Below are 394 nucleotides of genomic sequence, written 5' to 3' on the forward strand. Positions count from 1 at the left end.
CAAATGCCAAGATTACTCAAAACAGATCATATAATTATAAGTGGGAAAATATCGTAACTTACAACTTTAATATTGCTAAGATACATGAATTTACGCTTACTGGTGTGTCTACCTGGAACCATAACCAGACGGATAACACGGAAATGACAGGAACAGGTATTGCTAACAATAAATATTTGTGGGAAGGATTGGAAAAAGCTGCCGTTCAGAAAAATTCATCCAGTTATACCATGTCTAAAGGAGTCGGATTAGTAGGACGTATCAACTACTCTTTATTGGGTAGGTATTTGCTTTCTGCTTCTATTCGTCGGGATGGTTCTTCACGTTTGGCTAAAGATCATAAATGGTCTAATTTCCCGGCTGTTTCATTGGGATGGCGTATTTCTGACGAGAA

At 37.8% G+C, this 394-nt stretch carries 1 pseudogene; it reads left to right on the plus strand.

The window, feature by feature from the left end:
• A pseudogene (locus tag AB5935_RS24355) lies at positions 1 to 394 on the plus strand (SusC/RagA family protein); the annotation flags it as partial.

The organism is Phocaeicola sp. RTP21198st1_B8_RTP21198_201120, from assembly GCF_040929485.1.
In the GTDB taxonomy this organism is placed as follows: Bacteria; Bacteroidota; Bacteroidia; order Bacteroidales; family Bacteroidaceae; genus Phocaeicola; species Phocaeicola dorei.